This is a genomic window from Cytobacillus sp. QJM3NY_8 (assembly GCF_056173585.1).
Genome location: NZ_CM149681.1, coordinates 3120544 through 3144427, shown reverse-complemented (window position 1 = coordinate 3144427; position 23884 = coordinate 3120544). Strand labels below are relative to the sequence as shown.

General features: G+C 42.3%; 24 protein-coding genes. 21 read left to right on the top strand and 3 right to left on the bottom strand.

The window, feature by feature from the left end; all coding sequences use genetic code 11:
* Positions 1 to 17 precede the first annotated feature (17 nt).
* Positions 18 to 1139: a hypothetical protein gene (locus tag AC0VZ9_RS16205; protein WP_284521827.1), complete on the top strand. Its 1122-nt coding sequence runs from the start codon at positions 18 to 20 to the stop codon at positions 1137 to 1139.
* 48 nt (positions 1140 to 1187) lie between these two features.
* Here the strand turns inward: AC0VZ9_RS16205 and AC0VZ9_RS16200 are convergent, their stop codons facing one another.
* Positions 1188 to 1652, bottom strand: coding sequence for a hypothetical protein (locus AC0VZ9_RS16200; RefSeq protein WP_475396461.1), 465 nt, complete (start codon positions 1650 to 1652; stop codon positions 1188 to 1190).
* Positions 1653 to 1866: 214 nt separating this feature from the next.
* Here AC0VZ9_RS16200 and AC0VZ9_RS16195 point away from each other — a divergent pair, with 214 nt between their 5' ends.
* Entirely contained in the window at positions 1867 to 2505 is a 639-nt protein-coding gene (locus AC0VZ9_RS16195) for a hypothetical protein (RefSeq protein ID WP_475396460.1), read from the top strand.
* A gap of 670 nt (positions 2506 to 3175) precedes the next feature.
* Positions 3176 to 3742, top strand: a complete 567-nt coding sequence (locus AC0VZ9_RS16190) for a competence protein ComK (RefSeq protein WP_217025648.1) — start codon at positions 3176 to 3178, stop codon at positions 3740 to 3742.
* 89 nt (positions 3743 to 3831) lie between these two features.
* Here AC0VZ9_RS16190 and madM read toward each other — a convergent pair whose 3' ends face one another.
* Positions 3832 to 4596, bottom strand: a complete 765-nt coding sequence (madM, locus tag AC0VZ9_RS16185; RefSeq protein WP_256815152.1) for a malonate transporter subunit MadM — start codon at positions 4594 to 4596, stop codon at positions 3832 to 3834.
* Positions 4577 to 4990: a malonate transporter subunit MadL gene (gene madL, locus AC0VZ9_RS16180; protein WP_475396459.1), complete on the bottom strand. Its 414-nt coding sequence runs from the start codon at positions 4988 to 4990 to the stop codon at positions 4577 to 4579. The genes madM and madL overlap by 20 nt, the downstream gene beginning before the upstream one ends.
* A gap of 288 nt (positions 4991 to 5278) precedes the next feature.
* Between madL and AC0VZ9_RS16175 the strand changes: the two genes are divergently transcribed.
* The 18 genes from AC0VZ9_RS16175 to AC0VZ9_RS16090 all read left to right on the top strand — a co-directional run bounded on the left by AC0VZ9_RS16175 (position 5279) and on the right by AC0VZ9_RS16090 (position 23863).
* Positions 5279 to 5944 (top strand): GntR family transcriptional regulator, encoded by a 666-nt coding sequence (locus AC0VZ9_RS16175; protein ID WP_475396458.1) that lies wholly within the window; start codon positions 5279 to 5281, stop codon positions 5942 to 5944.
* A complete protein-coding gene (mdcH, locus tag AC0VZ9_RS16170) occupies positions 5941 to 6867 on the top strand; it encodes a malonate decarboxylase subunit epsilon (RefSeq protein ID WP_475396457.1) in 927 nt (308 codons plus the stop codon). Before AC0VZ9_RS16175 ends, mdcH begins: the two co-directional genes overlap by 4 nt.
* 29 nt (positions 6868 to 6896) lie before the next feature.
* Positions 6897 to 8543 carry a malonate decarboxylase subunit alpha gene (gene mdcA / locus AC0VZ9_RS16165; protein ID WP_252245055.1) on the top strand — a complete coding sequence of 549 codons (1647 nt, stop codon included), beginning with the start codon at positions 6897 to 6899 and terminating at the stop codon, positions 8541 to 8543.
* An 18-nt stretch (positions 8544 to 8561) separates the two neighbouring features.
* Positions 8562 to 9431 carry a triphosphoribosyl-dephospho-CoA synthase gene (locus AC0VZ9_RS16160; protein ID WP_341001783.1) on the top strand — a complete coding sequence of 290 codons (870 nt, stop codon included), beginning with the start codon at positions 8562 to 8564 and terminating at the stop codon, positions 9429 to 9431.
* A gap of 18 nt (positions 9432 to 9449) precedes the next feature.
* Positions 9450 to 9761 (top strand): malonate decarboxylase subunit delta, encoded by a 312-nt coding sequence (locus tag AC0VZ9_RS16155; RefSeq protein WP_009333922.1) that lies wholly within the window; start codon positions 9450 to 9452, stop codon positions 9759 to 9761.
* Positions 9739 to 11430, top strand: coding sequence for a biotin-independent malonate decarboxylase subunit beta (gene mdcD / locus AC0VZ9_RS16150; protein ID WP_009333923.1), 1692 nt, complete (start codon positions 9739 to 9741; stop codon positions 11428 to 11430). Before AC0VZ9_RS16155 ends, mdcD begins: the two co-directional genes overlap by 23 nt.
* Complete coding sequence (locus AC0VZ9_RS16145) at positions 11424 to 12041, top strand: malonate decarboxylase holo-ACP synthase (RefSeq protein ID WP_252245053.1); 618 nt, start codon at positions 11424 to 11426, stop codon at positions 12039 to 12041. Before mdcD ends, AC0VZ9_RS16145 begins: the two co-directional genes overlap by 7 nt.
* Before the next feature lie 171 nt (positions 12042 to 12212).
* A complete protein-coding gene (locus AC0VZ9_RS16140) occupies positions 12213 to 12863 on the top strand; it encodes a hypothetical protein (RefSeq protein ID WP_009333925.1) in 651 nt (216 codons plus the stop codon).
* Between the two features lie 239 nt (positions 12864 to 13102).
* Entirely contained in the window at positions 13103 to 13843 is a 741-nt protein-coding gene (locus tag AC0VZ9_RS16135; RefSeq protein ID WP_251267005.1) for a hypothetical protein, read from the top strand.
* A 257-nt stretch (positions 13844 to 14100) separates the two neighbouring features.
* On the top strand, positions 14101 to 15018 hold the full coding sequence (gene cyoE, locus AC0VZ9_RS16130; protein WP_009333927.1) for a heme o synthase: 918 nt from the start codon (positions 14101 to 14103) through the stop codon (positions 15016 to 15018).
* A 315-nt stretch (positions 15019 to 15333) separates the two neighbouring features.
* A complete protein-coding gene (locus tag AC0VZ9_RS16125) occupies positions 15334 to 15810 on the top strand; it encodes a hypothetical protein (RefSeq protein ID WP_071155349.1) in 477 nt (158 codons plus the stop codon).
* A 313-nt stretch (positions 15811 to 16123) separates the two neighbouring features.
* A complete protein-coding gene (locus AC0VZ9_RS16120) occupies positions 16124 to 16627 on the top strand; it encodes a DUF2243 domain-containing protein (RefSeq protein WP_009333929.1) in 504 nt (167 codons plus the stop codon).
* Positions 16617 to 17441, top strand: coding sequence for a cytochrome c oxidase assembly protein (locus tag AC0VZ9_RS16115; RefSeq protein WP_009333930.1), 825 nt, complete (start codon positions 16617 to 16619; stop codon positions 17439 to 17441). The genes AC0VZ9_RS16120 and AC0VZ9_RS16115 overlap by 11 nt, the downstream gene beginning before the upstream one ends.
* A 261-nt stretch (positions 17442 to 17702) precedes the next feature.
* Positions 17703 to 18248: a helix-turn-helix domain-containing protein gene (locus AC0VZ9_RS16110; protein ID WP_009333931.1), complete on the top strand. Its 546-nt coding sequence runs from the start codon at positions 17703 to 17705 to the stop codon at positions 18246 to 18248.
* 43 nt (positions 18249 to 18291) lie between these two features.
* Positions 18292 to 20337: a hydantoinase/oxoprolinase family protein gene (locus AC0VZ9_RS16105; protein WP_475396456.1), complete on the top strand. Its 2046-nt coding sequence runs from the start codon at positions 18292 to 18294 to the stop codon at positions 20335 to 20337.
* Positions 20338 to 22086 (top strand): hydantoinase B/oxoprolinase family protein, encoded by a 1749-nt coding sequence (locus tag AC0VZ9_RS16100; protein ID WP_475396455.1) that lies wholly within the window; start codon positions 20338 to 20340, stop codon positions 22084 to 22086. It abuts the gene before it with no gap.
* Between the two features lies 1 nt (position 22087).
* Positions 22088 to 22417, top strand: a complete 330-nt coding sequence (locus AC0VZ9_RS16095) for a cupin domain-containing protein (RefSeq protein WP_071155341.1) — start codon at positions 22088 to 22090, stop codon at positions 22415 to 22417.
* A gap of 96 nt (positions 22418 to 22513) precedes the next feature.
* Positions 22514 to 23863 (top strand): purine-cytosine permease family protein, encoded by a 1350-nt coding sequence (locus tag AC0VZ9_RS16090; protein WP_009333935.1) that lies wholly within the window; start codon positions 22514 to 22516, stop codon positions 23861 to 23863.
* Positions 23864 to 23884 lie beyond the last annotated feature (21 nt).

The following is a 23884-nucleotide window of genomic DNA, read 5'->3' as shown; positions in this document are numbered from 1 at the left end:
AAAAGGAGTGCAGGTAGATGAGCGAGGTTAAATCCTTAGTACAAAAAAATATAGAAATAGAAGAGACTGGTACCCCGATACCTTTAACCAGAAAATGGACACAAATCGAAGTAGTAGGTCTTGGTTTAGTAATAGCCTCACTGTTGGTATTGTTAATCTCTCCAGGAACCTTAGCCGGGTTATTTACTTCCATTGTCGATCAGGTTTTCCCGGTTATCGTAGAGATATTTTTAACCGGCACGGTAGGAGTTTCCATTATTGTTAGTGTCATTTTAGGCCGGGTACTGGAAAGGCTGGGATTTACAGACGCGTTAATTCGGATATTTATCCCTGTTACAAAGCTGATGAAAGTAAATTCAGCTGTTATTATTCCGAGTATTTATAATATTCTTGGTGATATAAATGCTGCCGGAAAAATTGCCGGACCGATTTTGATCCGTTCGGGAGCAACAAAAGCAGAGCAGAAAATAGCGGTAGCAACCATGGTTCAATCTCAGCAATCCTTTGCTACATTTATGTTAGGCATGGTTGCATTAACGGCTGTAGGGGCCAATGCCTTTGTAGTCGTTGTGTTAGCTGTTTTCATGCCTGTCATTATAGTCCCGTTTCTTCTATCTAAAACCATTTATCGGGATACGAAAGCTGTCCAAATTGCAAAGCTGCCTCAATTCACACCCAATACTGGATTTCTTCCAACATTATTTAATGCAGCCAGGGAGGGAGCAGAGCTTTTATTCCTTCTCATTATTCCTGCTGCCGCTGTCGTGTTTGCTGCTATTGGCGTTTTGGACTATATCGGAATTTGGTCAAAATTTGAGTCCGGCTTATCAGCAGTATTGTTAGCTCTAAATATTCACCCGGAGACTGGTATTCTTTCAATTTTGGCTAGTCCGGCGCTTGCAATGGCCCAGTTATCAGAAGTTGCGGGTTCTTTGGATCCACGCTTGGTGATTGGATCTTTCGTGCTGGCGTCATCGGGTTTACCCCTGTCAACAATCTTTGGTCAAATCCCGGTTATTTGGGCAGCTAATTCTGACCTCAGTGAAAAAGAAGCATTGGGAGCAGCTGTATTAGGAATCGTTATGCGTATATTGACAGCCTTTTTAATTGTTTATTTCTTAACACCGATATTGGTTTAATGCTCGGAGTGAAGGTGAAAAAATGGCTTTAAGGATTGATTATAAGGTCTAAATTTTACCCAGTAAAAAAGATAGATCGATAAAATATTGATCTGGAGGGTTCCTTTCAATTGATTGGGGATCCAGGTGGAGCTCTGTTTTGCTTAAAAGATTGTTTTCCTCGCTCCATAAGAAAAGAACGGCCGTTTGATGAAAGGGTTCCATAATCCCTTTCTTCTGCGCAAGTAGTTCAATTTTAAGATCATCCAGGAGAAAGTCAGGCCGGCAAATAAGCTTACAAGGTGCTGTTTGTAAAGGTTCATAGTGATTGATTGTATTTTCAGACAGATGGTGTATCCTCCCTGTAGCTGCAATTCTTTTATCAGGGAGAATCAGTCCAGTTTCATGATAGATGTCTCTTCCGATGGATGAAGGGATTTTTTTTTTGTTCCATAGGACGGACATTGAAAAAGTGTGGCCTGGCAAAACGGTCCATGCTCTTTTGGCTATAAGTTCAAATCCGATAAAGGACATGGCTCTCCCTCTTTTCTGCTGCTCGTTACTGATGTTTATGCGCTAAAAAGCAAAAATATCTGCTATGATTCCATCAGTGTAAAACTTACTATTTATGAACATAGCTATTATTCAAGAACCATTCCGATTTTTTGATACCCCTCCCTGATAAGATATGAATATACCAACTAACTGGTATTCAACAAGAGAATTTTAATAACAGGGGGAAAAAATTATGAGAAGCAAGCACTTTTTAGGACTGGTGATATTGGCAGCCTTTTTGTTCATCACAGGATGCAGCAGTGAGGAAACAAAGGATACAGGAACGGAGGAAACGCCAAAAGAAGCTGATAAGAAGAGTGAAGATGAAAACGAGTCTGTCAAAGTGGATAAAGGTCTGTTAAATGTAGAGGTAACGCTGCCAGCTTCCATGTTCGAAGGTGAAGATATGGATAGCTCCATTGCAGATGCCGAAAAGGAAGGCATTAAAGTCACCAAGAATGATGACGGTTCAGCGACTTATAAAATGTCTAAGAGTAAGCATAAGGAAATGATGAAGGAGATGGAAACTGAGCTGCAAAAAACCATTGCGGATACGAAGAATGGTGAAGATTATCCGTCTGTAAAAGCCGTTTCGCACAACAAGGACTATTCAGAGTTTACTTTAGAAGTGGAAAGAGAAGCTTATGAAAACAGCTTTGATGGATTTGCCGTGTTTGGACTTGGACTATCCGGAATGTTTTATCAGCTATTCAACGGGGTGAGTCCTGAGGAATACGAAGTAAAGATCTTGGTTAAGGATGCGGCGACAGGCGAGGTATTTGACGAGATCATTTATCCGGATGCAATGGAAGAGACAGGGGAAGAATCTTAAAAAGCAAATGAAAAATGCGTGCCTTGTTAAGATAGGGCACGTGTTTTTTTTAGAATTTATAAATCATTGAGCCGGACCAGATGGAACCTCTGTTCATTCTCAACTTGTTTTACGGAAGAAGTTCACAAAATATTCGAAATTAGAAAATAAATTTCTTTTCTTCATCCAAGACTTTTCTGGCAATGGCTAAAAAATGAAAGGATAGGTGTTGTTTGTGACATGCATCACAAATAACAGTCATATTTTAAATCCAGATAATTTAAGTGCACATTATATTTTTTCTTCCCCAGTTTGTCAATAGTATAGAAACAGCCTAAATAAATAAAATCAAGAAAAAGTAGTGATAATGACATAGTTTATCAAAAAAAAATAATTTACAATAATCAGACAAAATGCCTATAATAGACCTCGGGAAGAGGGGTATTACAAATTTTGGTTCATCAGCAAGAAACTAAGGGTCCTGTATCAATCTGGTGAAAAGGTATTGATCACTCAGCTGAAGTCTCAAAGGAGGTGAGTAAATTGTAAGCAAAATAAAAACCCTCAGGCAGGTCCTGGCAGACGATAGCCTGAGAGTCTCAGTGAGATGGAGTATACCAGCTCATAAGTTAGTATACTCCTTAAATTTCATTTTTTAAATAGTTAAATTAAAAGGAGGCTTTTACTAACGATGGAAGCAACGCAAATAAGGAGATATATTATTGTTCCTGAAACGAAATCGATTAGAGCTCAGTTTAATGATAATGGGGAATGCCACAGTCTGGTTTTGGAAGGTGACTATACGTTTAAGGTAGATATGAAACCTGTCGAGATCATTGATGAAAGCCTCAAGTATTATGGCTTTGACTTGAATGGGGCCATCAGCGGTTCGAGAGCCATTCTTGGCCCATGCAAGGCAGTGCCTGTACGAATTCCAGGAGAGATTAACATGTATTGGTTTCCTCATACTTCGCCGGGGCAGGAGGAGTGTGTGTGGTTTGCTCTTCATCATGTAGAAGCCATCTTGCCTGAAGATCATGATCTATCAAACGTTTATGTGAGCGGCGGACATTGTTTTAAGCTGAATGCTGCTGAAAAAGATCTTACATACAAATATGATCGGACAGAGAAGCTGGAATCAAGAATATCCAAACGCACGGTCAACACCTTCAGCTTTATTATGGAAAGAACAACGAGTACCTACACCGTTGAAAAAGGGAAGAGGAATTACATTATCACAAGGAAAAAGGATAAGTAGAAGCTGGAGCCTGTTCCGATAAACTGGGGGCAGGCCCCCATTACAGCAGAAAAAAGCGGCACAATGCCGCTTTTACTGATTTAATGTATTTAACCGAACACAGCTTTTGTCATTAAAAATAACACAGATGGTGCCATCAGACAGCCCAGTCCCGTGTAAAAGGTTGCCGTAACCGCTCCATAGGGCACCAGCTTTGGATCGGTAGCAGCCAATCCGCCTGCAACTCCGCTTGTCGTTCCCATAAGCCCTCCGTAAACCATTGCCGTGCGGGGGTTATTAAGGCCAATATACTTTGCGACAAAAGGTGTTCCGATCATCGTAAGAATGGATTTTACTAAACCCGCTGCGATACTGAGAGTAATGACTTCAGAGCTGGCTCCAATCGCCGTTCCTGTTACAGGCCCAACTATGTATGTTGCAGTGCCGGCACCAATTGTTGTAAGGCTGACCGCGTCAGTATATCCAAATGCCAGGGCAATTCCAACTCCGATTACAAAGGAGAGGACAACACCCAAAAAGAGGGAAACAACGCCATTTACACCGGCTTTTTTGATTTCACTGAAATTGGCGCCAAAGGCAGTGGCCACAATGGCAAAGTCACGGAGCATGCCTCCGCCCATCAATCCGATTCCAGCGAAAATGCCGATGTCAGAAAGGCCTTTTTCACCGCCGGTTACCATTCCGCCAATATAGGCGAGCACCAATCCAAGAGCTATGGCAATGGCTGAACCGTGTATTCTGCCTTTTGTCAGTTTATCAGAGAGGAAATAAGAGACGAACATTGTTAATCCTACCACAGTGAAAGCAACGATAAGGCCATTGTCCGTGAGTGCATTACCTAATATTTCTAACACGCTGATCCCCTCCCGTCATTTCATTTTCCAGCGTTTCGTCTGTATTGCCGCCCTTGCTTAGAATAGGTACGATCGCCCAGCTGATCAGAACTGCAGCAACTCCCGCGGTTAGGGCAAGAGGTCCTCCGTCCAGAGCTGCAATCACATTTTGCTGAGCTGACATGGCAATAACGATGGGGATATACATGGCGCTCCAGAACGACAACCCTTCCTGTGTCGGAGCCTTTAATTTATCTTTCTTCTTTAAGTATTCAGCCAGAAGGATTAACATCAGCATGGCAATGCCTACACCGCCGACATTTGCGTCTATTCCCAGAATGTTTCCAAGAAGATCTCCCAAAAATACACCCAATAATAAACAGATAGATAATAAAGCAACCCCGTAAATAACCATCTCATCTCTCCTTTAATATTTTTGCACTGAGCTAAGGAACAGAGAAGCATAGAATCTAATAATCTGACTGAACTTAGGGGCCGGTAATCAAAGATTGCAGAAAAGAAAGCGTTTTCATTTTTTATAATCTACAGTCGACTGTATTCCTAGAACCCATCATAAAACGAATGAAAAGACGAAGTCAATTAATTTTTAAAATTTTCTTAAAATATGGAATTATCGAAAATGTAACGTTATAATTAAAATCGACAGTCGACCAAACATTTTTACACTAAAGGAGACAATGTCATGAAAGCGGATAAATTTAATCAAAATGCATTATCAAATCATATAGCGGAGCATATCACCGAACAAATCTTAAAGGGAGAGCTGGTTCCTGGGGATAAATTGATAGAGCATATTTATGCCGAAGAGTATGGAACAAGCCGTGCACCAGTAAGAGAGGCCATTTACTTGCTTTCGATTGAAGGGCTTGTGGAAAGGATACCCCGTAAAGGAGCCATCGTTAAGGATTACACGGAAAACGAAATTTATGATTTGCTGGAAATTCGGATCATGCTGGAGTCAATGGCTATGGATAGAATCAGCAGAAACGGAATTGATCAGCATGAGCTGAAAAAAATGAAAGCGCTTCTAGACAAGATGAACGATGTTACGGATGTTCATCAGTACACGCAGCTGAACCACTCTTTTCATACGGCACTTATAGAAATGAGCAAAAGTGAAACGATCAAGACCATGTATTCCCGGCTTGGATGGCCATTGCTGAGAATACAGAGTCTTTCATTTGCCAGCCAGGGAAATATTGAAAAGTCAGTGCGTGAACATGATCTATTAATTGGCCTTTTAAAAGATGGAAAATTAGACGAGGCAGCAGAATTGCTCACAAGGCATAATCAGGATGTAATAGCCAGCATGAAACGAAAGATGGGCAAGCGGGAGGGAATGGAATGAAGCTTGCATTCGTATTTCCCGGCCAGGGCTCCCAAAAAAATGGTATGCTGCACAGCCTGCCGGACCACCCAGCCGCTCTTGAAGTTCTGCAGGAAGCAAGAGATGTAATAGGGGAAAATGTCTTAAATCTCGATACTGACAAAGCCCTAAAGTCCACTGTTTCAGTTCAATTGTCTTTGCTTATTGCGTCAGTGGCTGTATCAAAAGCATTTAAAGCGGAAGGGGTGAGGCCGGATTTTGCTGCAGGTCATTCAGCCGGAGCCTTTGGAGCTGCCGTTATGTGCGGGGCGATGAGTTTTACCGATGCTTTGGAGATTGTAAAGCTGAGAGGAGAGCTGATGGAGCAGGCTTTTCCATCGGGCTATGGGATGGGGGTGATTACTGGTTTTGATGCCAGGATTGTATATGAAATCACTGCTGCCATTTCTTCAGACGAGAATCCGGTATATCCCTCGAATATTAATGCAGCAGACCAGGTAACCATATCCGGCTCCATTCCGGGCATCAAGAAGGTTCTTGATCAAGCCGGCCAACGAGGCGCAAGGACGGCCGAGCTTCTGAATGTAAGTGTGCCATCCCATTGTCCTTTGCTGAAATCAGTCGGTGATTCTTTATATGACAAGCTTGCTTCTGTCCATATCCGTGCCCCTTTTATCCCATATGCCGCAAATCGGACAGCAAGGCTATTAAGGGATCCGGAGCAAATTCGAGAAGACCTCGGTTATAATGTTTCGCATCCGGTCCGCTGGTATGAAATCAGCTCTTTGCTTTGTGAGCATGGCACAAGGCTTTTGATTGAGATGTCTCCAGGGAATGTCCTGACCACATTAAATAAAAGAACTCTGCCTGGTGCCCGCTCTGTCTCCGTGGATGAAAATGGGTTAGATAATTGCCTTTTCCTGGCAAAGAGATTTTGTTCTTAAAATATTTTAATAGAGAGGGGAATTTTATCATGCAGGCTGCCAAACAGCGATCCTGGAATACACGTTTTGAAGCCAAGCAAAAACGATTAGAGAGAATGAAAGGCATCACCAGCAATCGAATTATTCCAACCAGCCAAATTGTCGAGGCTCTCGAAACACTGATTATGCCGGGCGATCGGGTGGTGCTTGAAGGGAACAATCAAAAGCAGGCATCCTTCCTTTCAGCTGCTCTTGCTCAGGCTGATCCGAAAAAATTATTCGATTTGCACATGATCATGTCCAGCATTTCCCGACCTGAACATCTCGATATATTTGAGTATGGCATTGCCAGCAAAGTGGACTTCTCATATGCCGGCCCGCAAAGTCTCAGGATGGCGCAAATGCTTGAAGATGGGAAGCTGACAATGGGAGAGATTCATACATATGTAGAGTTATATGGAAGGCTCTTCATTGATTTGATTCCTTCAGTGGCTTTAGTGGCCGCGGATAAAGCTGATTCAGAAGGCAACTTATATACTGGCCCCAATACGGAGGAAACACCGACACTTGTTGAAGCGGCAGGCTTCAGCAGCGGAATTGTCATTGCACAGGTGAATGAACTGGCTGATGAATTGCCTCGCGTAGACATTCCAGGCTCCTGGATTGATTTTGTCGTTGTTGCTGACAAGCCTTATCAGCTTGAGCCGCTATTCACACGTGACCCTCGCCATATTACAGATATTCAGATTCTGCAGGCCATGATGATCATAAGGGGAATCTATGAAAAGCACGGAGTGAAATCTCTGAATCACGGGATAGGCTATAATACTGCCGCGATTGAACTGCTTCTCCCTACCTACGGTGAATCCTTAGGCTTGAAGGGGAAAATTTGCAGGCATTGGGCTTTGAATCCTCATCCTACACTCATTCCGGCCATTGAAAGCGGATGGGTAGAGAGTATCCATTGTTTTGGCGGAGAAGTAGGCATGGAAAAATACGTCGCTGCCCGGCGTGATGTTTTTTTTACCGGTCATGATGGAAGCTTGCGCTCAAACCGGACACTTTGCCAGCTTGCAGGACAATATGCTGTTGATCTATTTGTAGGCTCGAGCCTTCAGATCGACGAGGCTGGAAATTCTTCAACTGTAACGAGAGGACGGCTTGCCGGCTTTGGGGGAGCGCCGAACATGGGACATGATCCGGGAGGAAGGCGCCATTCCTCTCAAGCGTGGCTTGACATGATGACGGACACTGACCCGCTTGCACGCGGAAGAAAATTGGTTGTTCAGGTAGTTGAAACCTTCCAAAACGGAAATAAACCTGTATTTGTTGAATCGCTGGATGCTGTAGGAGCTAAAGCAGATATAGGCCTTGAAACAGCGCCTGTCATGATTTATGGGCATGATGTGACACATATAGTCACCGAGGAGGGCATTGCCTATCTATATAAAACGGATAGCATGGAGGAGCGGAGGCAGGCCATCGCAGCCATTGCCGGTGTGACCCCACTTGGCCTGAAGCATGATGTAAAGGCGACGGAAAAATTAAGAAGAGAAGGATTAATCGCTCTTCCGGAGGATCTCGGAATTAGAAGGACCGATGCAAAACGATCCCTGCTGGCTGCCAAAAATGTTGAGGAGCTTGTGGAATGGTCAGAAGGGTTATATGAACCGCCTGCCAAATTTAGAAGCTGGTAAAGGGGCTGATTGGAAACAATGAAAGACTTAGAATCTTACAGCCTATATCTTGGAAAGCTGGCCGTACAATCACTCATTGAAGAGGCTGAGCTGACGCCAAAACCAGGACTGGTCGATAAGAAAAGCTCCGGCTCGCATAGAGATATGTCATTAAACACAATGATTCGGTCAGCTATTGCACTTAAGGATACATTCAGGGTAATCGCTGAAACAAGCTTTAACCGGACCCCTTCTCAGGAGCTGCGCGAAGAGATCGCCATGATTGGCAGGCGGGGTGAACAGGAGATGTTCCTGGCTACGGGTGGAGTAAATACCCATAAAGGAGCGATATGGGCATTAGGGCTGCTCGTTTCAAGTGCTGCAATGGACCTGGGGAAAAGCCCGGGCAAAGAGGTAGCCGTTCAGGCAGGAAGGCTAGCTCTATATAAAGATCGAAACCTGCCTGCCGGTAATACAAATGGCAGCCGGGTTAAAGCAAGGTTTGGAGTGGACGGAGCAAGGGGAGAGGCCGAGCAAGGTTTTCCCCATATCAGACAGATAGCGTTGCCAGTTCTTGAAGAATCAAGAGAAAGAGGTCTGAAGGAGAATTTTTGCAGGCTAAACGTACTTATCGCACTGATGGCAGAGCTAAATGACACATGTATTATGCATAGGGGAGGTGCAGAAGCCCTCGAAATCACAAAGGCTCATGCAAAGGAAATAGTACTGGCAGGAGGGGTTTCTGCCGACAAAGGATGGCAGCTGTTAGAACAATTGGATCAATTGTTATGCAGCATGAATGTATCACCGGGTGGAAGCGCTGATTTGCTTGCCGCTGCCATTTTCCTGGATTATCTGGATCAGAATGCGAAAAGCGAGTTTAGGAGATTAGAAGCTTTAAAAATTTAGCAGAAGGAGAGCTGCCGAATGGAGAAATTGAACTTTCGCTTTCCTGCAACTCAAATGCTTGAATCAAATGCCCATGTGGGAGTTGTAGGATCAGGCGACCTGGAGATTTTAATGGAGCCATCCGACCAGGGATATGCAGATGTAACAGTCCGTACTGGTACAACAGGCTTCAATCAAATATGGGAAAAGGTATTAGAACGGTTTTTCAGCCATCATGCTATTTCAGCAAACATTAAGATCAATGATTTTGGGGCAACTCCGGGCGTTGTATCATTAAGGCTCTCACAAGCATTGGAGGTGGGCAGAAATGCTGGATACATTAAAAAATAGCTTTGTAGAGTGCGGAGGCAGAGAGCGTGCAAGAGTGCTTATGGATGAAGGCACGTTCAGGGAGCTTTTGGGACCATTTGAAGGTCTTGAATCCCCCCACCTGGAACCGCAGGGCATTGTTCCCCAAAGTGATGATGGGGTTGTGGTCGGCAAAGGAAAAATAGAGGGGAGGCCGGCAGTCGTCATCTCCATAGAAGGCAGCTTTCAGGGAGGCGGTATTGGAGAAGTTTCCGGTGCGAAGATAGCTGGTGCTTTAGAGATGGCACTTGTTGAAAATAAGGCCGGCCATACTATCTATCCTATTTTTATCTTTGATACAGGGGGTGTCAGACTCCAGGAAGCTAACTACGGACTCTTATCCATTGCCGAAATAGGCGCAGCGATCGTGGCATTAAGGGAATACGTGCCTGTTATAGGAGTCATTCCCGGGAAAATTGGCGCTTTTGGCGGGATGTCCATTAACGCAGGATTATGCAGTACGTTAATCATTACCCGTGAAGGCCGGCTTGGATTAAATGGGCCAGAGGTAATCGAGCAGGAAGCGGGGATACAGGAGTTTGATTCAACTGACCGCAAGCATATTTGGGGCACGATTGGAGGCAGACAAAGGGTGGCTTCAGGTTTTGCCGATATTGAGGCTGAGGATGACATCGCCGCTTTCAGAAAAGCCATATTGTCTGCCATCCTGCAGGGACCTGTGGAAAAGCCAAGAAGCTCACAAGTTGAAAGGTATCTTGCTTTTCTTCGCTCTATAAATACTTCTGCCGTGCTCACTCCTCAGAAAGTTCAAGATTTGTGGGCAGAAACTGACTATTATCATTCAGAAGAGGATGATAGTGATAGTAAGAATCATGTTGTGAAAATCAAAAGCAGGGGGCATAGATGGTTTAACCTTTTGTCTGCCGGCAGCCAAAACATCAGTGCAGTTCCTTCGGTTTTATGTTCCGATTCAAAAATCGGCGATGTATCAGTTCGCTTCCTGGCAGTTGTGCCGGATGAATCAAGCCGGTTCCCTCGAGCACGTTCTGGTGAATTTGGCCTGGAGCAGGGATGGATGATCGCCAAGCATGTCCGTGATGCAATCGAAGAAGATAAATATAAGGAAGAAAAACGCGCAATTGTAGCGGTTGTTGATGTTCCAAGCCAGGCTTACGGGTACCGTGAAGAGCTTTTGGGAATCCATCAGGCATGTGCTGCAGCTGCAGATGCCTATGCAACAGCAAGATTGTCCGGCCATCCGGTCATTGCTTTTATTCCGGGAAAGGCTATTTCAGGTGCATTTTTATCACATGGATTGCAGGCGAACCGATTAATTGCCTTGGATGATGAAGGGGTCAATGTCCATGTGATGTCCAAAAAATCTGCTGCAAGAATCACGCAGAGAACCATTGAAGAACTTGAAGAAGCAACCAAAAAAGTGCCGTCAATGGCTTATGATATCCGGTCATTTGAAAAATTGGGGGCGCTCCATGAATTGATTTCCGATCTAAATGCTGATGCACCAGGGGAAGCTGACCGTGATGTAATCTTTAACAGAATACAGGCAGCAATCAAGGACATCCAAAATTGTCCGCGTGATTTAAGCAGCAGGCTTTCCTCCGATTTTGCCAAAGAAGGAGGAAGATCCGCTTCCATTTTGGTCAGAAAGATGCTGGCGGACCAATGGTAATCGAGCCGCACGACTTATTGAAGATTGACGCAAAACATCTCATAAGCCATACACCAATTCCGGACTGGGCGATTCAAGCACTGAACATGGCACCCTATGTGGTTGTCCGGAGGGCACATGCTCCGAAAGGGCAGATTGCTGTAGGGATTAGGGGGAAGGCAAGGAATGAAAGATTCGGTGCCTTTCTGCCAGCAGATGCGATCATTTCCCATATCAGGCCTGAAGATTTAACAGCAAGCACTCTTTGGGAAAATAAGCCATCACCTGTATTCTTATCTCTTACCATAGCAAGTGAGATATTGGCAAAACATAAACTGGTATGGGGGCCAGGGGGAAGTGCCGGGTTTGAACTGGCCACCGGGAACGTGACTGTAACAGCGGAGAGCGATCTTGATCTTATACTGCGTGCTCCAGAGCCGATCCCAATTCATACAGCAGCAGAGATAATGAATGTAATGAAGAGCTGCCCTGCAAGAGTCGATATACAGGCTGAAACGCCAGCGGGTTCGTTTTCTTTAGCGGAGTATGCAAGTGGTTCAGCCACAATGATGGTGAAAACGAAATTTGGACCATTACTCTGTGAAAACCCTTGGAAAAGTAAAGTGAATTAATCAATGGAACTGCTGGAAAACCCTTCTTAGTAAATTAAGAGGGGTTTTTTGAGCTTTGGCAATCTTTTTGCCGGATGGAAGTCTCAATTTTACTGTTTTAAAGGGAAGTGAGAAAAAGTGTCGAATTAATGAAAAGTAAAAATTTAACATTGTTAGGGGTCTAAACAGATTATGAAAAGAAATTTGCTGATTATTTTCGCCATTCTCATCACTCTTTTTATTGCAGACAGATTTATAAGGCCAGGAATGGAATCCGCTGGAGTGGGAAAGGTGAAGGAAGAAACCAAGATGAACGGGGAAGAGTTTAAGGTTGAAGATTACGAGAAGATTTATGTAAAGGCAATCAAGAAAGCGGAGAGTTATGAAATAAAGGACAAGGAACTTCTAAGATGGGTGGTAAAAGGAATAGCAAGCAGGGAAATGGATCATAAGCCGGAATTAACGAAAAAGGCACTGATAAAGAATGCCAGGGAAAAGATTCAATTGGAAAATGCCAGTATCGAATATGCCGAAGTAAAATATGACATAAAAGCTGCTGAACAAGAGGTGGAAGCATTGGCACTTGAACAATTAAAAGACCTTTCTTCAGACATTCCATTAGAAGGTTACCTCAAAGCTTTTGCAAAGACTTATAATTTAAGTCCAAAGGAAGTGCTGCTGGAGATCGAAAAAAGTTCCCTTATGCTGATGGTTACGAACGAAAAGCTATACCCAAAATTAGTGGAAGCATATAATTCTGAGGACCGTGCTGAAGTAAGCAGGAAATATGGAAGTGAGGTAAAAAGCTTTATGGCGGGTATAGAGCCGGAGATTGATGCATAGTTTTGGATCATTGTGTCCTTAGTATTCCTCACAATTCAATTAAATTTATGAATACTATTCTTCACTGCTTCATCTAAATAATATTTTCCAAAATCAGCACCTGACCTTCTTGTACCGTACAGGACAAAAAGGGCAGGTGTTTTAGTTTTCCTGATCCACCCATTTGAAAATTTAATAGGCCTGCATAATATAATTAAGAACAAAGAGGATAACATCAAATTAAAGGGAGATAATCAAACATGAAAAACCTGACCATTTTCACAGCCTCAGCGACTAGACCTAATCTACTGGTGAATGCTGCAGATGACCGAATTGAACCGCCAGCCGGCTGGAGCATTTCGGCTGAAAATCCAGAAGACATTATTCATGGCTTCTCTCAATTAAAGATAAAGAAAGAATACAAGCTTAGAGGATATCAATATTTCAGCGGAGGAAACGGCAATGGAATTGTCTGGGCGATTCCAGCTTCAGAGGAACTTCCTCATCCTGATTTCTGTGACCGTTTGGATGAAATGTTTCTTGGTCCGCCAAAGCCTGAAATTGCCCTGGCTGATTTTATGGGGGCGATTGAGGGTGACAGATCTCCATTATCTTATCTGCAGGCAGCGATTGCATGGCATGAACTTCATGAATTTGGGGCTATGTGGCATGGCTGTTCCTGGGGACAGGATCGGATATTGGCGTTTACGGATGATTACAAAGAAGAAATGCTTTCTGAAATAGACGATCCGGATGCAGATTTAAGCATAGAAGATTACTTGAATTTCATTCACCCATGGGATGAACTCAAAGAAATTCCCGCTATTCTGAATCCTCATTTCTTCTATCAAAAAGGAAAACCGACAGTCGTGTTCTATACGATCAACGATATTGGCTATTATAAATTAAGCAGGTATATCCATACCTTTGAAAAGGAGTCTTATATTCAAATGGTACAACGTCAAGAAATTGGAGCTGGAGACGGCGGAATTATTTTTTAGACGGCTTATCCAGTAAAGTGATACAAAGCTGTCACGATTATAAGCCCCTTTACAATGTGAATAATGGTAGAATGGACAAAGAGAACTATGCACCTGAGCAAGGTTCTCTTTTCAATTTGCCATCAGCATTTCAGCACAGTGATTTTTCAGAAATCATTAAGTGGCAACTCCTGTTATAATAAGTGTATACTGTTTATCTAATTAGTATTTTTTAGATAGAGAAGAGAGATAATCAATAAAAGGGGAATAGATCGATCATGAAAGAGGAAGCAACCCTGAAAATGCAGGGACGGCCTTTATCAAAGATCCTCGCACTGACAGTCAAGACAGGGATTATAAAATCAAACCTGATCCCGATGTTTGCAGGATTAACATTGGCCTTATATACCTATGACTTCGGCCTTTTGGAAAAGCTGCCTGAGATTTTACTTGCCTTTATTGGCTCAAGCCTGGTAATGGGGGCAGCCGGGGCTTTTAATAATTTATATGACCGTGACATCGACTCGATTATGAAGCGGACCCAAAGCAGACCAACTGTCACAGGGGAAATCAAGCCACAACAGGTTTTATGGCTTGGTGCCCTCATGTCTGTTTTTGGAATCCTCGCTCTTGCCTTCACGACTCCTTTGGCGGGCTTCCTTGGGTTTTTGGGGCTGTTTTTTTATGTGGTTCCTTATACTATGTGGAGCAAGAGAAGAACCATTTACAATACGGAAATCGGAAGCATTTCCGGTGCGATGCCTCCGCTCATTGGCTGGGCTGCCATCCATCCGGATATCACGCATCCTGCGATCCTTGGTTTATTTATCATCACTGTCATTTGGCAAATGCCGCACTTCTATGCGATTGCCATTCGGAAGCATGATGAATATAAAGCAGCAAACGTTCCGATGCTGCCCGTTGTAAAAGGGGTCAGAAGAACGTATATCCAGACAAATATTTATTTGATCATTCTGATCGGGATCAGTTTTCTGTTAGGTTCCTTAAGCATTGGCCTTATGCTGGTTGCCCTGCTGCTGGGGATTATTTGGCTGGGCATAAGTGTTTATGGCTATAAGCGTATGGATCCGGAGAAGTGGGCGAAATCCCTGTTTATCTTTTCGCTAGTTCATATGACAGTCCTGTTTTCGACGGTTATTATTTACTCGATTATGGGGATTATTTTTGATTTGTAAATGGAAACTAATAAGCCCTTCCTGAAAAATTCAGAGGGGCTTATTTTTTTTGCTTAAATCTGCTGCTAATAAGTATCTGTGCGCCAGAAACAATAGCGCTGTTGTCCTATCCCTAAGTTACACATATCCATGCTTAGCAGCACTTGCATGTTTAGAAATTCTAAGCTCCTTTTCTATGATTTTTGATCTGAAGGAAGTTCTTTTGGAAACGTCCACTTCAGAAAAAAATTCATTTATTTTTTAAAGGACTTTCTTGGTAATCACGTATATTATCTTTTTAAAAAAGAACCCTAATTAAAAAGAGAGGGTACTAATATGTCATTAAGAAAGCAATGGATACTTAATATTCTAATGGTGCTGCTATCATGGTTGTCATTACCGCTTCTAGGCAGCGGCAATATAAAAAGATTTTTTCCTTCAACACTCCTGATTGGTATTTTAGAGATCCTGCATGCACGAATCGGAAAGAAGAAAAAATACTGGGCTTTTTACAATAAGCCAAAATCTAATCTTTTTGGTGAAATGCCTTTTGATATTGGTCCTTTTATTTTTACCTCAATCTGGACACTAAAGTCAGCATACGGGAACTTTAGGAAATATCTCTTTATCAATGCCATAATACATGCTATCTTTGCATATCCATTTACCTTTTTTGCAAAAAAAGTAAGATACTATACGCTAGTGCGTTTTAATAATTTTCAGTTTTTTCTTTATTTCTTTTTTAAAGCATTTTTATTATATTGGTTTCAATATCTATTTGAAGAAAAAATAATATTTAAGCAGAGGAAGTAAAGAATAACAATTCGAGGATGAAAGATGAAAGGGAGAAATCTTTTATCTGATTAAAAGACGCGTTTATCAAGACACGCGTCTTTTCGTTTGGCCTGATAAAGGAATTGGACTGGAACCGGATAAAGATGATTCAATTAAAAAACGTAAATAAACATGACTGCCTGATAGTTCATCTTAAAATGAGGGTATATAAAACCATACAGATGGCTCATAAAAGGTGATGAGTTCGAGTAATGTATGATCATACTGGTTAGAATGATGGGTGAACAAGAGAAATAATGTATCGTCAGGATACGAATGGAGGAATAAGGTTATGGCTGCTGAACATAATCGTACAGCTAAATCAAACCACCCTGCCAGTTCAGCTCGCAATCTGTGGTCTGGTGTGCTGTTTGGCATTGGGTTTGCTGCCTTTATAGATGAGACAATTTTTCACCAGCTGCTGCGCTGGCATCATTTTTATGACAAATCTACTACGGATATTGGACTTATCTCCGACGGGCTTTTTCATGCTTTCAGCTGGTTTGCGACAATTGGAGGCTTGTTTATTTTTGCCGATCTTCGTCGGCGAAATGCATTGTGCTTCAAGCGGTGGTGGGGAGGGAAGCTGCTGGGTGCTGGCGGTTTCCAGTTATATGATGGTACGATCCAGCACAAATTAATGCGGATACATCAGATTCGCTATGTAGAGAATGTATTTATTTACGATCTTATATGGAATGCATTAGCTGCATTAATGATCATAATCGGTCTGATCCTTGTTATTCGTACAAACAGGAAACAGCAACCTGAAAAGGCTGTCCCCCATGAACAATAATCATATGCATCATACTGACGGAGCTCCTGCAGCTGATCTAATCCCTCAAATACTCACTGCATTTCCGTTTGTGCTGGCTTTAATTTTATATATTCTTGCCGTATTCGTCTCCAGCAGGAATCACAAGCCGTGGCCGGTATACCGGATTGTTTGCTGGATTTTTGGCGTTTTTTTCGCTGTTACATCCGTAGCAGGCCCTCTTGCTGCCCGTGCCCATACAGATTTCTCGGCACATATGTTCAGTCATTTGTTTTTAGGCATGCTTGCACCGTTGCTCATGGCACTTGCATCGCCAATGACGCTTGTGCTGCGAACGCTAAGTGTTCCTCTAGCAAGAAGGCTTTCAAGGGTTCTGAAGAGTAAGATTTCGCGAATCTTAAATCATCCCATTATAGCATCCTTTCTTAATATAGGGGGGCTTTGGTTATTATACACGACCTCACTTTACTCGTTTATGCACGAGAGTATTCTTATTCACCTAATTGTTCATTTCCATGTATTCCTGGCAGGTTATTTATTTACAGTATCAATGATTTATTTTGATCCGATCCCTCATCGTATTCCTTTTTTGTACCGTGCACTTGTATTCGTTTCTGCTTTGGCAGGGCATGGGATTCTTTCAAAATACATTTATGCCAATCCGCCTGATGGTGTATCTGCAGGTCAGGCTGAAATTGGAGGGATGATCATGTATTATGGCGGGGACGCGATTGACATTATTCTCATATTCATCTTTTGCTGGCAATGGTCCAGAGCCAGCAGGCAAAGAGAAGATGTATCAGTAAGCCCGGAAACAGAAAGTACTAGAGTGTAATCAATGAGGGTGCTTACCTAATGGGCTTCATCTTTAAAGTCAATTTACTCCGGTTTTCATATATGAAAGCCGGATTTTTTTATTTATCAATGCAGGTTTGCAGCTTTAGCTTTTATCAAAGTGTAGGTGGTTATCTTTTATCTATTTTAAATTTTCTTTTAATTTTAAATATTTTATGATATTATACGTTTAATTACAGTATTACTAAAATAAATTACACTATTACTTAATTTTTTCAGTACTGCTTCAAAGGAGATCGAGATGGAAGAAATTTATAAAAAAATAAAAGATTTAAGGCTTCAGAAGGGATATACCCTAAAAGAATTAAGTGAACGTACCGAGTTGTCAATCAGTTTCCTTTCTCAGGTGGAAAGAGGAGCTACTTCATTAGCTATTACTTCTTTAAAGAAAATTGCGGATGCGCTAAATGTCAAAATATCTGAGTTTTTTGAAGATGAAACACCCAATCAGAACTTTATGGTTAAGTCTTGCGAGCACAAGCCATTCAATATTAAGGGATCTGAGTTTACTTATGTAAGGGTGAACGGGGAGTTTTCAGGAAGAAGCCTTGAACCATTATTGGTTACCTTAGCGCCTAATCAAAAACAAACTCAGCAGTATGGCCATGCTGGCGAAGAATTTTACTATGTATTAAAGGGTTTCGTCATTTTCCATGTGGATGGGAAGGAATACATAGTCAGAGAAGGAGATTCCATTCACTTTCCATCAACGTGCCCGCATACGGTAGAGAATCCCATAAATGAAGAGTCAAGATTACTTTGTGTTTTGACGCCAGTTATTTTTTAATTGGCTGATTATAAATATCTTATTCAATGAAAGGTGGAGTATCATGCGTGTAGCTACAGATATTGGCGGGACATTTACTGACCTGGTTTATGTCAATGATGAAGGTGAAATTGGGGTTGCTAAAAGCCATACCACACCTCCCAATTTTGAAAAGGGAGTGATCGACGTTATTGAGAAAAGTGAAATCGATCAGACAGCCATCAAGACTTTTATCCATGGTACCACGGTAATTATCAATGCTCTTACAGAACGCAAAGGGGTCAAGACAGGTTTAATTACAACCAAAGGTTTCCGTGATGTGCTTGAAATTGCAAGAGGAAACCGTCCGGATCTATTTAATGTACGATACGAAAAGCCGGTGCCTTTTGTTGAGCGCTATTTACGCCAGGAAGTAGAGGAGCGTCTGAATTATAAAGGTGAGGTACTTACTCCGTTAAACAAGGAACAGTTAACGGCTGTTATTAACTATTTCAAGGAACAAAAAGTAGAAGCTATTGCTGTCGCCTACCTACACTCTTATGTTAATCCAGTTCATGAAATGGAGACAGTGGAATTAATAAAAAAGCTATGGCCTGAAGCAGCCGTTACAGCATCCTATGAAGTGACAAAGGAATGGCGGGAATATGAACGGACCAGCACTACGGTTCTTAATTCATATGTTAAGCCGATTGCGGCTACCTATGTAAACCGTCTGCATAATAAATTAGTAGAAAACAAGACTGACAGCCAGAATTACATTATGCAGTCAAACGGCGGTACAACAACCTTTAATAGTGCAAAACAAACCCCTATTAATATGGTAGAGTCCGGCCCTGTAGCCGGGATTTATGGTGCTGCAGTTCTTGGTGAAATCTTGAATGAGAAAAATATTATTGCTTTTGATATTGGCGGGACTACAGCGAAATGTTCTCTGATTAATCAGGGGGAGGTAAAGGTTTCAACTGATTATTTTATCGAAAAAAATGAACGAAGTGCTGGTTATCCCATAAAAGTACCGGTTGTTGACATTGTTGAGATCGGAAATGGCGGCGGTTCAATTGCATGGATAGACGGAGCAGGTTCATTAAAGGTGGGTCCGCAATCTGCCGGCGCTTTACCTGGTCCTGTGGCGTATGGTCAAGGTGGAACGGAACCAACAACCACAGATGCAAACTTGATTACTGGCAGGCTTTCTCCAGAAAACTTCGATTATGAAGTAGATTTGGATAAAGTAAAGGCTGCCATTAAAGAGAAGGTTGCCGATCATTTTGAAATGACGGTGGAAGAAGCTGCATTAGGGATTATTCGAATTGCAAACTCCAATATGCTGAATGCTTTAAAGCTTATATCAGTAAGAAAAGGACATAATCCCCGCGAATTCTCATTGGTCGCTTTTGGCGGCGGAGGATCAATGCATGCACCTGCCTTGGCTAAAGAACTTGGTGTCAAAAAAGTAATCGTACCAGTAGCTTCATCTGTGTTTTCAGCATGGGGAATGCTTATGACCGACTTAAGGCATGACTACATCCAGACATATATTAGAAGAATAAATGAACTTAATCCTATTGAGTTAAACAAAGAATGGAATTCAATTGAAGTACAAGCACTTAAACAATATCAGGAAGAGGGCGTATCGGAAGAAAAGGTGTTATTTACGAGGTTTGCAGATATTCGATATCTTGGGCAGGAGCATACCGTAAAGGTTCCTGTTCCGAACGGGGAATGGTCTGATGAAACCCTTAAAGAAGTGGTAAAGCGCTTTGGTGATCTTCATGAACAGCACTATACTTTTAAGCTTGAAGGAACACCAGCAGAAATTGTTAATCTGCATTTAACAGCTTTTGGGAAGGTACTAAAGCTAAAAATGAAAAAAATTAATTCTATAAACAGCAATATTCAGGAAGCTTACAAAGAAACACGGCCGGTCTATTTTGAAGAGGAAGGCTGGGTCGAAACAAAGGTATATTCCCGCAGTTTATTTGGTAAAGGCATGGAGGTTTCCGGGCCAGCCATTGTAGAGGAACAGTCTGCTTCTACGGTTATTTATCCAGGTCAGTCCTTGACTGTAGATGAGTACGGAAATTTAATCATTGAAACAGGGGTGGAATAAATGACGCAAATTGTTCGCAGTAAAGTAGATCCATTTACACTTGAGATTGTGAAAGATTCACTTGTTGCCATTGGCGATGAGATGTTTATTGCACTTGCTAAAACATCAATGAGCCCCATTATTTATGAAGTATTGGATTATGCCAGCGGTCTTACCGATGCAAAAGGGCAGCTGTTGACGCAAGGAAATGGTGTTACAGGATTTATTGGGATGCTTTCAGATATGGTAAAGCAAACACTCAAGAAATTCGGGGATGGAAAGCTAAAAGAGGGCGATATTATCATTATTAATGATTCCTATGGCGGCGGCGGCTCCCATCTTTCCGATGTTGGCCTGGTCATGCCCATATTCTATGAAGGAGAAATTGTTGCTTTCTCTGCCAATAAGGCTCATTGGACAGAAGTGGGAGGAAAAGATCCAGGTTCCTTCAGCAACGATGCTACAGATATTTTTCAGGAGGGCTTGCAGTTTCCAAGTGTTAAGCTCTTCAATGAAGGCGAAATCAATCAGGCTATTGTCGATATCATCGAAGCGAATGTTCGATTCCCGGAATTGTCGCTGGGAGATATGTGGGCTCAGGTTGCAGCCCTTAAAACAGGTGAAAAACGTGTTAAGGAATTATGTGATAAGCATGGGAAGCCATTATTTTTATCGTCAGTTGATTATCTGCTCGACCACGGAGAACAGCTTGCACGTCAGGAATTAACCAAACTGCCAAAAGGCACTTTTCATGCTGAAGGGTTTATTGATGATGATGGCTTTGGGAATGGCCCTTTCAAGATCAAAGTTAAAGTAACCATCTCTGATGAAAAATTCGTTGCTGATTTTAGGGGAAGCCACCCTCAAGTTCCAGGACCTGTTAACTGTTCTTATACGGCACTTGTTTCAGCTGTACGGACTATTTTCCTCGCCATTACGAATCCTTCTCAAGATGCGAACGATGGAGTGTTCCGTCCATTGGAGGTTATTACAGATAAGGGCTCAGTTCTTTCAGCAGAACGGCCTGCTCCTGTTTCAATCTATTGGGAAAGCATGCTTGCAGGAGCGGACTTGATATGGAAAGCTCTTGCTCCAGTAATTCCACATAGGCTTAATGCTGGCCACCTGTTATCTGTTTGTTCGGTCGTATTATCAGGATTGCATCAGGATACAGATGAACCATTTTTAATTGTTGAGCCTTCTGTTGGCGGCTGGGGCGCATCTGAAGGCCAGGATGGTGCAAGAGGACAATTCTGCATTGGAGATGGCGAAACGTATAATGTTCCAGTTGAAGTAGCTGAAACAAGGTATGGCATTATGGTTGATGAGTACAGCTTGCATACAGATGGAGCCGGAGCAGGAGAGTATATTGGCGGTTCTGGTGTCATTCGCTCTTATAAAGCCCTAACCGACAACCAAATGGTTTCTGTAACTTTTGGACGGAATAAATTTGTTCCTTGGGGAATGAATGACGGGAATGACGGATCAGCTAACAAGGTTTATATTGAGAAAGCAAATGGTGATGTCGATGGCCCATTTGGGATCTATCCTAGATACCCCTTGAATAAAGGGGATGTCGTTAAATTGGTGACCGCTACAGGCGGCGGATACGGAGAGCCTTTCAAGCGCCCTGCAGAAAAGGTAGCCAAAGATGTGAAAAATGGCTATATCAATGTGGCGCAGGCAGAAGCTGACTTTGGGGTAAAAGTAAATGAGAAAACATATGAAGTCGAAGGTTTAACAGAAGAACGTCAGAGGAGAGGTGAATAAAGTGGATGTATTAAATATAGAGGATATCCAGATTGATTCGAATGCTGCAGTTCCTCTTAAAACAGTATTCTCACAAAAAGCATTGGCTGGAGACCTGAAAGTTGGTACGGTTGTCATTCCACCAGGAAAGCGAGTCCCTTTAACAGGAGTTTCTAATCATAAAGAAAATGAATATTCGATTATAGTAAAAGGTTCAATTGTAACAGAAACGAAGGGAAGAACCTATCGGGTTTCAAGCGGAGATGCAACCTTTATTCCTGCAGGGCAAGAACATATTGCCTACAATGACAGTAATGAGGATTGTGAAATTGTGTGGGTATTGGTTGGTTAACTACTTTCACTTTAAAGACCTTGCATGGGCAAGGTCTTTATTATAAGAAGATTTTACAGAATATTCCGATATAAAATAAAAAGGAGTTGGACAGGGATGGAGGATGTGTCTTTAAGGAAAACCGGAGGAAAGGATGAAGCTCTTGCTTCAGTACCAATAAATGAAAGGCAGCACTGGGTTTCACCTGCAATCATTTTTGGGGGACTTGAATTTACAATTCCGGTTTTAATGGTAGGTGCAACATTGACAGCAAGCTTTGGTCTCGGGAAGTTGTTCTGGATCTTGGCAGCAGCTTTGTTTATTTTCCAATGGATCGGTAATGCCCTTGCAGGATACATCGGTGCAAAAACTGGTCGGTCATCGTCAGTAATTGCCAGAACAAGCTTTGGTTCAAATCAGGCAAGATTTATTGTAGGCTTGACAATATTTATCGTTTCAATGGGGTGGTGGGCGCTCCAGACAGCTGTTGCAGGAAATGCCATAGCAGCGATGTTTGGAATAGATTATAAGACTGAGTGGTTTATGTGGGCCATTGTTACAATCATTGCTGGCCTTCTATTTGCACTGCCATCCATAATTGGATACTCATCTATGAAGTGGACTGATTATTTAGCGGTACCAGCTGGATTATTATTAATTGCAGGCGGTATTTTCTATGCTTTAAAAAATATCGGCTGGGAAAAGATAGCATCCTGGAACCCTGAACCACAAATGACTTTTCTTGCTGCCGTCAGTTTAGTTATTGGCATAAACGTTTCACAATGGGTGATTGCCTCAGATTATACACGCTATGCAAAGCCTTCTGTAAAAGACAATGTACTTATACCACTGGGTATAATTGCTGTTGGTTTCCCGCTTTTTTATGTTGGCGCCATCATGTCCATTGGGGTTGGCGATGCGGATATTGTAAATGTCATGATGAACTTAGGATTTCCGGTATGGGGGTTCCTTATCTTATGGTTAGCGACTTGGACTAGTCAATTAGTAAATAACTATAGTATGGGTCTGGCGTTGGCAAATATGCTGAACGTTAACTCTAATAAAGGGAGAGCCTTGCTGACTTTGGCTGGTACGATTATTTCCATTGTTATTGCTTTAGCAGGCATACTGGATTATTTTATGGATTTTCTTTATATGACGGCATTAATTTATCCAGCCATTGGCGGTGTAATGATGGCAGATTTCTTTTTTATCAGAAAACAGCAATGGACCGATAATAAAGGATGGAATTGGATGGCGACCATTGCATTAGCAGTAGGAACTTTCGTTGGCTATTATACTCAATATGTACAATCCTTTGGCCTCCCAGCTGTCCAGTCCATCATTGCTTCTGCACTTGTATATATCATTGCAATGAAAATCAAAGCAAGAGTGGCACCTGATCATTTTACCGTGATTAGCAGCCAGCCAGACTCATATACTTCTGATAATGTTAAAATTCTATAATCTATTCAATAATGCCTGTTC

Excerpts from the sequence above, each read along its gene's own strand:
- AC0VZ9_RS16205 (WP_284521827.1), top strand. The coding sequence starts at position 18 with ATGAGCGAGGTTAAATCCTTAGTACAAAAAAATATAGAAATAGAAGAG.
- AC0VZ9_RS16200 (WP_475396461.1), bottom strand. The coding sequence starts at position 1,652 with ATGTCCTTTATCGGATTTGAACTTATAGCCAAAAGAGCATGGACCGTT.
- AC0VZ9_RS16195 (WP_475396460.1), top strand. The coding sequence starts at position 1,867 with ATGAGAAGCAAGCACTTTTTAGGACTGGTGATATTGGCAGCCTTTTTG.
- AC0VZ9_RS16190 (WP_217025648.1), top strand. The coding sequence starts at position 3,176 with ATGGAAGCAACGCAAATAAGGAGATATATTATTGTTCCTGAAACGAAA.
- madL (WP_475396459.1), bottom strand. The coding sequence starts at position 4,990 with ATGGTTATTTACGGGGTTGCTTTATTATCTATCTGTTTATTATTGGGT.
- AC0VZ9_RS16175 (WP_475396458.1), top strand. The coding sequence starts at position 5,279 with ATGAAAGCGGATAAATTTAATCAAAATGCATTATCAAATCATATAGCG.
- mdcH (WP_475396457.1), top strand. The coding sequence starts at position 5,941 with ATGAAGCTTGCATTCGTATTTCCCGGCCAGGGCTCCCAAAAAAATGGT.
- mdcA (WP_252245055.1), top strand. The coding sequence starts at position 6,897 with ATGCAGGCTGCCAAACAGCGATCCTGGAATACACGTTTTGAAGCCAAG.
- AC0VZ9_RS16160 (WP_341001783.1), top strand. The coding sequence starts at position 8,562 with ATGAAAGACTTAGAATCTTACAGCCTATATCTTGGAAAGCTGGCCGTA.
- AC0VZ9_RS16155 (WP_009333922.1), top strand. The coding sequence starts at position 9,450 with ATGGAGAAATTGAACTTTCGCTTTCCTGCAACTCAAATGCTTGAATCA.
- mdcD (WP_009333923.1), top strand. The coding sequence starts at position 9,739 with ATGCTGGATACATTAAAAAATAGCTTTGTAGAGTGCGGAGGCAGAGAG.
- AC0VZ9_RS16145 (WP_252245053.1), top strand. The coding sequence starts at position 11,424 with ATGGTAATCGAGCCGCACGACTTATTGAAGATTGACGCAAAACATCTC.
- AC0VZ9_RS16140 (WP_009333925.1), top strand. The coding sequence starts at position 12,213 with ATGAAAAGAAATTTGCTGATTATTTTCGCCATTCTCATCACTCTTTTT.
- AC0VZ9_RS16135 (WP_251267005.1), top strand. The coding sequence starts at position 13,103 with ATGAAAAACCTGACCATTTTCACAGCCTCAGCGACTAGACCTAATCTA.
- cyoE (WP_009333927.1), top strand. The coding sequence starts at position 14,101 with ATGAAAGAGGAAGCAACCCTGAAAATGCAGGGACGGCCTTTATCAAAG.
- AC0VZ9_RS16125 (WP_071155349.1), top strand. The coding sequence starts at position 15,334 with ATGTCATTAAGAAAGCAATGGATACTTAATATTCTAATGGTGCTGCTA.
- AC0VZ9_RS16120 (WP_009333929.1), top strand. The coding sequence starts at position 16,124 with ATGGCTGCTGAACATAATCGTACAGCTAAATCAAACCACCCTGCCAGT.
- AC0VZ9_RS16115 (WP_009333930.1), top strand. The coding sequence starts at position 16,617 with ATGAACAATAATCATATGCATCATACTGACGGAGCTCCTGCAGCTGAT.
- AC0VZ9_RS16110 (WP_009333931.1), top strand. The coding sequence starts at position 17,703 with ATGGAAGAAATTTATAAAAAAATAAAAGATTTAAGGCTTCAGAAGGGA.
- AC0VZ9_RS16105 (WP_475396456.1), top strand. The coding sequence starts at position 18,292 with ATGCGTGTAGCTACAGATATTGGCGGGACATTTACTGACCTGGTTTAT.
- AC0VZ9_RS16100 (WP_475396455.1), top strand. The coding sequence starts at position 20,338 with ATGACGCAAATTGTTCGCAGTAAAGTAGATCCATTTACACTTGAGATT.
- AC0VZ9_RS16090 (WP_009333935.1), top strand. The coding sequence starts at position 22,514 with ATGGAGGATGTGTCTTTAAGGAAAACCGGAGGAAAGGATGAAGCTCTT.